Raw genomic sequence first — 8,484 nt, forward strand, 5'->3', positions numbered from 1 at the left:
CAAAATTTGCGACAAAGGTAGTGTTTTTTCCTTTAGAAACCGAAGCTGTCGATTTGTACCTCTTTCACTTCTTCCTCTTCCGGTAATTCAACAAATAGATGCTCCTTATTGGCTTTTATGACAATCGCTCTTACGGGACGTACAGGGCAAATAGACTCACAACCACCACATCCTATACATAAATCTTCAGTAACATTAGGTATTGTTAATGTTCCTTCGTATGGAACCATGTGTACGGCCTGTGTCGGACAATGTTCGGAACAGGCTCCGCAATCAGTCTTTTCCGTATGTACGATACATAGATCAATCATGAATTTGGCAATACCCACTTGCGTTGTTATTTTCTCCTCTTTTGTAATTGGTTTTATGGCATCGGTCGGACAGACATCGGCACAGACCGTACATTCGTAATTACAATAACTGTCAATATAGGCTAAGCGCGGACGAAGCAGGTAATCAAAACCATATTCTAATCCGGCAGGACGAAGTACATGACTCGGGCATTGTACTACACAAAGGTGGCAGGCAGTACATTTATCTTTGAATCGTTCCAGATTAAGTGATCCCGGAGGTGTAATAGGCGGCCATTTCTTTATTTCTTTCCCTTTCTCGTTGCTTACCGTGTCGGCAATGGCGGATACAATGGGAGCAGAGCCGGCAATCGCAATGGTTGTAGCGAGGAAGTTACGTCTGCTGTCAGACTTTTTTAATTCCGACGTATTAACAGATAAATCAATAACAGATTCGTTTTTCTCTTTTCTGTAAACCGGATTAAATGAATAGGCTAATCCGTTTTTTGAACAGGCGCTGACACAATTAAAACAATCAACACAACGTGAGGTGTCAACGGTCATCTTAGTTGCATCAATGGCTTCAGCCTTACAGCTATATTCACATTTACCACACTGAATGCAATTGGTTTTATTAAATGATATACTGAAAAGAGAATAACGGGAAATCAGGCTCAATAATGAACCTACGGGACAAAGTGTATTACAAAATAGCCGCCCCCGTAATGCAACCATAACAACAAATAGAAGCAGAGCTACAGCCGCCGCAATCAAAGCCGCAGTCGTGATTGTGCTGATTGTAACATGGTATAAAGAATAGTTGTCTATCTTCATCAGCATATCTGCAGCCAGATTGTTTGCCCACATGACAACCGGACGAAATATATTTGCTGCAATCCGACCAAAATTACTATACGGATCTAACAACATTAGTAAACCCGTAAAACCAAATACTGCAAAAATGGCAGTCGCTGCGAATAATCCATACCTCAAACTATTCATTGGCTTACGAAAAACAAAACGGCGCGATCCTTTTTTCTTTTTCTTTCCAATGCAATAGAGCCTATTAATAATATCTTGCAGTATGCCGGCCGGACAGATCACCGAACAGTAAATGCGCCCGAAAAGAAAGGCTAAAACAAGTTGTAGAATAAATACTCCGACAAGTCCTCCTACTATCGCCGGCACGATTTGAATATCCAGAACGCGACTGAAAGAATCCGGCATGAAATCAGAGAAATCAACAAAAAAGAAAGTTATAGGTAGAAAGAACAGGGTCGCGAGAATAACCCGCAACCATTTTAATAAAGCACCATGTTTCATTATAATTTGATACGTTTGATCGTTAGCTTGTCTAAGCTTGTTGTCCCTAATTTCAGTTCTTCTCCTTTTCCTATGTGACCAACAGCTTCCATGTCAAGCTTTTTAACCTGATTAAATAAGCCGAGAGCAGCCGTGTCGATAGCTACGATATTCGGAGATATGATTAACGATTTTAATGTTGCTACATCGGCAGCACTCTTACCCTGAGGACCATTCTGGTGCATGATACGATATGCATCAACAATGTTTAATACCGGCTTTTTTGTCCATGTGCAGACATCGGCAATACATTGTTGTAAATCATTTTGATGGAAAAAACGACGATCCCATACAATGCCCATATAATTTTTCATCGCACACGTTAGCTTAGCGCCTCCATGATTTTTTAATACCGGGACATTAATCCACGCATCTGCTTCTATTAATGCCTCATGAATTTGAGTTTTCTTCAGGCTTTTACCCATAGGCAGATCAACCGGTTTATAATATTTTTCATCATTACCCGGCATGATTATACCACCTGCTTCTTTAACTGCAGAAGCAATACCACTTGTTTCATAACATTTTTGCCAATTATCACATGTATGGTCAAAAACGGTTACTTTAGAAGCACCTGCATCTAAGCATTTCTTTACTAAAGCCTTTACTAATTTGGGATTCGTATTCCCTGCTAATTCCGGAGAACGGTCCCAGCCGATATTCGGTTTGATAACTACTTTCTGTCCTTTTTTGATGAATTTACCTATTCCCCCTAAAGTTTCGAGAGCTTTGTCAAGCATAACTTCGGGTTCGCCTCCCATAACAGCAACCATATCGGGAGCTTGTTCGATGGCAATTGTATTGGTTGAAAGAGCGGCCTGTAAACCGTCAAAATTTAGAGAAAAAGCGGCGCCGGCAATAACACTGGTTTTTAGAAAATCGCGTCGTTTCATTTTTGTAGATGGATTAAATTGTTTTTAGCTCAAACAAAGATAATTAATATGAAGGTAAAATAAACTATTTTTACTGGCTCAAAATGTTATATTTATGAAATTATATTGTCCGGTTTCTCTTCAGAAAATAACAGAGAAAGCTTTTTCGACGGAATTCGGTAAAAGCTTTGATTTGTTTTTAGATAATCGTTTGACTAACAAATATGAATCTGAATGTGCTTATAGTCTTTCTTTATTTCGACAAGCTATAAAAAATTACGAAAAAAATAAAGGGATATCACCGGCTAAAAGCAAATCGGAAATTCCTTTTTTTCGAGAAAACCAGAATTTATTCGTTGGGCCTGAAATGCATCTCTACGCTGCTAATCTTTATGAAACGTATGAAACTTGTTTAGAAGGAAACCCTGATTTAGTCTTCAGATTTGATTATGATAAATTAGGGGAGCATTGTATTTTTGAGAATTTATTTCTTCTCAAATGTAAATATGATGAGACACAGAACCTCCTTTATTTTGAAAAAGAGTTTGAAAAAGAATATGAGAAATTCTTTTATAATGAAGAATATACCGGGTTTGCTTCTGATTCCCGTTTTTTCTCATTACTATGTCATGCTTGTCTGGCGGTTCGTAAACCGGAGTCTGCCGTACAAAATGAATGGACTATGGCTTCGTTGGTGATGCCCGAAGGTGCTTCGTACCAGTATAATGACGGATGTTTGGAATCGTTTTTTACGACTTCAATACCATTTGATATTATTGAACAAATCAGTATGCCTGATTATAAAGCACGGAAAGATGAATATACAGCATTTGCAGGTTTACTGAAACAAAAAGGATTAAATCCGGTAGATGTGTTGGAAGGATACGAATAAGTTAAAGACAGGTAATTGCGGAAACAGGTAATTCAACTTCTCCGAAATCAATCATGGCATTGAACAATCGTATTCGTTGGTACTTGTTGAGTTCTTCAATATGGATTGTTCCTTTTGTTATCTTTTGCTCGGATAGAAGTTTTTCGCGCATTGTGCCTCGCAATAATGGTTCTGCGGGCGTTATCCATTCTTGTCCGTTCCAAAGGGCAATATTACAGATTGTCGTGTCTGTTAATCGTTTGTCTTGTATGATTAAAATCTCGTCTGCATTTCCTTTTTGTTTAAACAGATGATCTAATACACTTCTGTCGGCATATTTAAAGCGATAATCTAACGTGTCAGACTGAATAGCTTTGATATTATATACCGGCCGAAGTTGGTAGGGGATATATTCAATCCGTACAATCTCTTCGTCGTATTCAATCCGGCAACGCGTGCGTTCGCTGTAAAGGCTGGGTGTAAGTAAAGAACTTAATTGCATATCGCTGCCGTTTTGGAAAAAGACTTTTCGCGTCTGGTTCATCCTTCGTTCATGTGCATCAAGGTTATGCGCATTTCCATTTTCTATTCGTATGGTTTCAATAAATCGGCACATATACTTTTTGTATTAGTTCTTTATATTCTTTTTCAGCCATACTTCGGGAAGTGATGCCTCCGCCACTGCGAAATAATAGCACCTTCCCTTGTTGTTCGATAAACCGGATCATGACCGCACTATCTAAAGATTTTCCATTAAAATAACCAACAATGCCGGTATAAAACCCTCTATCGTCAATCTCGGCATTTGCAATTATCTCAAGTGTTTTCTTTTTTGGCGCCCCGCTGATCGAACCGGCAGGAAGTAACCCGAAGAGTATGTCGCCAATCCTCGACGGCCAATCGGTGGTTAATCGCCCTTCAATCTCTGAACTAACTTGTAATAGTTCTCCTTTATTCGTGGTAATTTTATCTAAGTAACGATATCTTTTTACTCTAACCTCAGAGGCAACCCGACTCAGGTCATTACGGATCAGATCTACGATTGTGGCATGTTCTGCTTCTTCTTTATAATCAGCTAAAATAATATTTTCGGCATAAGGTAGGGTGGCGTCTATTGTTCCTTTCATAGGAAAAGAATAAATCTTGTTTTCTTTTATGCGGACAAATATCTCGGGTGAGAAGCAAACGAAATGATCCTTTAGCCAGAGTTTGTACGGAGCTTTAGCTTGCTTGAAAATATCTTCTGACGATATGTTGGTGCGAACAAGGGTAGGGAAGGTGAGGTTCGTTAAATAAGAATTACCTGCTTTGATCTCGTCGGCTACAGAGTGAAATGCTCTCTCGTAAACAGCAAAAGAAACAGGTTTTGTTTCCCAACTGAGTTTTTGTTCGTTTGCCTGATAAAATCCGGAAAAGTTTGTGATTCCGTTTAGATCATATAATAGTTTTCTGTTATCTATTTCATGCGGTTCATATAGATGAATCACATCTGCAGCGTAATTGATAAGAAAAAGAAAGGGCTTACCCGCCCTTCCTTTATTATTCATTTGTGTAATAGCTTCTTGTTGTGAATAGATAGCCATACGTGACTGTTTGTTTTAAAGAAGGAAACGTTCTGTCAAATCACCAAACGAATCGATGCGACGGTCACGGAAGAATGGCCACCAACGACGTACGCTTTCTGTTCGTTCTTTGTCGATCTCTAATACGGTTACTGATTCTGAATCGTTAGGTAAGACTGTTAATAATTCTCCTTGCGGACCTGCGATAAAACTGTTACCCCAGAACTGGATTCCGTTCGTCTGACCGGAAGGATCGGGTTCATGTCCCGTTCTGTTGACCGAAATAACCGGTAAACCATTTGCTACAGCATGTCCCCGTTGTACTGTTACCCAAGCATCTAATTGACGCTGCTTTTCTTCCGTTGTATCTGTGCTTTCCCAACCTATAGCCGTTGGATAGATCAACACTTCAGCTCCAGCCATTGCCATCAGACGTGCAGCTTCAGGATACCACTGATCCCAACACACCAACACTCCTAATTTCCCTACCGAGGTTTGAATCGGTTTGAATCCTAAATCTCCCGGAGTAAAATAAAATTTTTCGTAATAAGCAGGGTCATCCGGAATATGCATCTTGCGGTATTTACCCACTATGGTACCATCCTTTTCTAAAACAACAGCAGTGTTATGATACAAACCCGGTGCTCTTTTTTCGAATAAGGAGAGTACGATTACTACCCCTAATTCTTTAGCTAATGCACCATAAGAATCAGTGGATGGACCCGGTATAGTTTCGGCCAGATCGAATAGTTGTGTATCTTCCGTCTGACAGAAATAGAGGTTGTTGTGTAATTCTTGAAGGACTACTAATTCAGCTCCTTGCGCTGCACAAACACGAATACTTTCTGTTAGCTTGGCTTTGTTTACATTCGTGTCTGCTGTATTTTGTTGTTGAACGATTCCTACTTTCATAATGCATTCGAATTTTATAAGATAAAACCTTCTGGATATTGCATCGTTACACAGTGCAACGACCCGTGTTGTTTGATGAGGGGCAAACAGTTGATACCGATGATTTCACGATCAGGAAAGGCAGTCTTTAAGGCCTCTTTAGCTATTTCATCCTTTGGCGAATTATAGAAAGGAACCAATACTGCTCCGTTTATAATCAGGAAATTGGCGTAAGTTGCCGGAAGTCGTTCTCCTTCCCATACTACTTCATCTGCCATTGGCAAGGAAATCAAGCGATATGCCTCTCCATTTTCCTGACGAAACGTGCTTAATTCCTCTTCCATTTGTTTTAATTCCTCAAAATGTTCATCGTCTTCGTCTGTACACTTGACATAAGCGATTGTATCTTCACTACAAAAACGTGCTAACGTATCGATATGGCTGTCGGTATCATCTCCTGCTAAATAGCCGCTCTCTAACCAGAGGACTCGCTTCAACCCGAATATGTCTTTTATGTATTGTTCTAATTGAGGCCGGTCAAGGTATTCATTCCGATTGACGGAAAGCAAACATTCTGATGTTGTAAGTAAGGTTCCTTTACCATCGGTTTCCAAACTGCCTCCTTCTAATACAAAAGGTTGCATGTTGACCGATACAACGTCGTCTGCAAATGTATCTGTATGAAAAAGTTTGCGTGTAATCAGATTGTCTTCGTTGGCGGCAAACTTCATCCCCCAACCATTAAAAACGAAATCATAGACCATCCGTACGCCTCCTTCAAAAACAGAAATACCACCATGATCGCGCGCCCAGGTATCGTTTGTTTCCATTTCCCGGAAAATGACCTTACTTTCATCCACTTCACCTAAACTTGCACGTACCGCTTGCTCGTCGAGACAAACAATCAGAAGTTTTTCACGTTTCATTACCTCTTTCGCAATGGAAACAAAACAAGGTATAACTTCGTCCAGAATAGGTGCCCAGTCCGTATTTTCGTGCGGCCAGGTCAATTGTATGCCACTTTGCGGATACCATTCCGCCGGAAAAATCAAATTATCTACCATCATTCTATACTTTACAGAACACAAAACTATATCAAATATCCGAAACTACAGAATAATCATTCAGTCGTGTTAACGTGCGCCCTTAACATTCATCCGTAAACTATACAAATATTCAGAAGCTGTAATAAATAATGTTTGCATATCTTTCCCTCCAAAACAAACATTGGCAGTCCAATTTGCATGAACAGGTATATGTACTATCTGTTTTCCCTTAGAGTTGAAAACAGTAACACCTTTACCTGTCAAATAAATATTCCCTTTACTATCGATAGTCATTCCATCCGACCCCATCGTGGTAAACAAACGTTTGTTCTTTAACGAACCGTCGGTTTGAATGGTGTAAACATACGTTTTGTTGGCTTTAATATCAGCAACATATAAAAGTTTACCGTCAGTAGATCCGACTATACCGTTCGGCTTTTCCAAATCGGTATCCACGCGCCTAAGTTCTTTTCTGTCCGCAGAAAGAAAATACAGATGCTCTCCATCTTGCTGCATATCAGGATTCCTGGTCCAGTAGTCGCGTTTATAGAGCGGATCAGTAAAATAAATTCCGCCATCAGGATGCACCCAGAGATCATTCGGCCCGTTTAGCTTAGCTCCGTTATAATCGGTAACCAGAATTGAAACTTTACCATTAGCGTCTATGCTCCAAATCTCATTGTCCATATCAGAACAGGATAATAAATTACCGTTTTTGTCAAAATAAAGTCCGTTTGCCCGTCCCGGATCAGAACTAAACGTTGACAACGTACCATCAACAGACCACTTTAATATTAAATTATTCGGTTGATCCGTAAAATAGACATTTCCGGAAGCATCAACCGCCGGTCCCTCAGTGAACGCAAACCCATCGGCCAACTTTTCCACTTTTGCCCCCGGAGCAATCAATTTACTTTCCTTTTGCGCAAAAGCAACATTGAATGATAGCACAATAAAAAAGAAAAAATAAATTACTTTATGAATAGAACAGACCATATATTTCTTTTTTTGTTAATCCCTAATCAAAAACATATTAATCTATAAAGATATCATTTCTTTTACTTATTTGTTACCCGTTAGCAGAATTAATGAATCGTATTTGCCTGTCAAATAGTAATTCTAAAAAGTTGAGGCTCTTCAACTTGTTTGCTGAGGCGTCTGGAAACAATATTTGAAAAGCCATATAAGCATTTCTTAGTTAATTTCCTCTAATGACCAACACTGTTTAAATGCGTTTGTCATGGATTTCTTTCTCCCAAATTTGGAGTATTAAAAAAAACATCTATCTTTGCACCCGTCAAAACAAGGTGCCATAGCTCAGTTGGTAGAGCAAAGGACTGAAAATCCTTGTGTCCCCGGTTCGATTCCTGGTGGCACCACTTTTAAAAGACTTCAAATTTGGTAAATCCCTGAAATTAAACGATTTCAGGGATTTTTCTTTCCAAGAAATCCTCCATTTTTAGGGATCAGCGGATTTTCTCGGTGGATATCCTTCCTTTCATAGGTTAAGAATATAACATAACTTTGCGTGTATGAACCCAGAAGAATTGCTTAGGGTAATACTCCCTGATGTATTGATAGACAATTTTG

At 39.4% G+C, this 8,484-nt stretch carries 8 protein-coding genes and 1 tRNA gene; 2 read left to right on the plus strand and 7 right to left on the minus strand.

Annotation, left to right across the window (positions count from 1 at the left end; all coding sequences use genetic code 11):
* Nucleotides 1-32: 32 nt before the first annotated feature.
* Together PHT93_RS12265 and PHT93_RS12270 are read right to left on the minus strand one after the other, a co-directional pair.
* Entirely contained in the window at nt 33-1,613 is a 1,581-nt protein-coding gene (locus PHT93_RS12265; RefSeq protein WP_300243388.1) for a 4Fe-4S binding protein, read from the minus strand.
* A complete protein-coding gene (locus PHT93_RS12270; protein WP_300243391.1) occupies nt 1,613-2,545 on the minus strand; it encodes a DUF362 domain-containing protein in 933 nt (310 codons plus the stop codon). Before PHT93_RS12270 ends, PHT93_RS12265 begins: the two co-directional genes overlap by 1 nt.
* 94 nt (nt 2,546-2,639) lie before the next feature.
* Between PHT93_RS12270 and PHT93_RS12275 the strand changes: the two genes are divergently transcribed.
* Nucleotides 2,640-3,416 (plus strand): hypothetical protein, encoded by a 777-nt coding sequence (locus tag PHT93_RS12275; protein WP_300243393.1) that lies wholly within the window; start codon nt 2,640-2,642, stop codon nt 3,414-3,416.
* A 1-nt stretch (nt 3,417) separates the two neighbouring features.
* Here the strand turns inward: PHT93_RS12275 and PHT93_RS12280 are convergent, their stop codons facing one another.
* The 5 genes from PHT93_RS12280 to PHT93_RS12300 form a co-directional block, all read right to left on the minus strand.
* On the minus strand, nt 3,418-4,011 hold the full coding sequence (locus PHT93_RS12280) for an aminotransferase class IV (RefSeq protein WP_300243396.1): 594 nt from the start codon (nt 4,009-4,011) through the stop codon (nt 3,418-3,420).
* Entirely contained in the window at nt 3,995-4,978 is a 984-nt protein-coding gene (locus PHT93_RS12285) for an aminodeoxychorismate synthase component I (protein ID WP_300243397.1), read from the minus strand. Before PHT93_RS12285 ends, PHT93_RS12280 begins: the two co-directional genes overlap by 17 nt.
* A 15-nt stretch (nt 4,979-4,993) precedes the next feature.
* Entirely contained in the window at nt 4,994-5,869 is an 876-nt protein-coding gene (locus tag PHT93_RS12290; protein ID WP_300243399.1) for a carbon-nitrogen hydrolase, read from the minus strand.
* A 14-nt stretch (nt 5,870-5,883) separates the two neighbouring features.
* Nucleotides 5,884-6,912: an agmatine deiminase family protein gene (locus PHT93_RS12295; protein ID WP_300243406.1), complete on the minus strand. Its 1,029-nt coding sequence runs from the start codon at nt 6,910-6,912 to the stop codon at nt 5,884-5,886.
* Nucleotides 6,913-6,981: 69 nt separating this feature from the next.
* Complete coding sequence (locus PHT93_RS12300; protein WP_300243401.1) at nt 6,982-7,890, minus strand: SMP-30/gluconolactonase/LRE family protein; 909 nt, start codon at nt 7,888-7,890, stop codon at nt 6,982-6,984.
* Nucleotides 7,891-8,200: 310 nt separating this feature from the next.
* On the opposite strand from PHT93_RS12300, the gene PHT93_RS12305 reads away from it, so the two are divergent.
* Nucleotides 8,201-8,273, plus strand: a tRNA-Phe gene (locus PHT93_RS12305).
* The last annotated feature ends 211 nt before the right edge of the window (nt 8,274-8,484 follow it).

Origin of the sequence: Massilibacteroides sp., assembly GCF_028705895.1 — a bacterium.
Lineage (GTDB): Bacteria > Bacteroidota > Bacteroidia > Bacteroidales > Tannerellaceae > Massilibacteroides.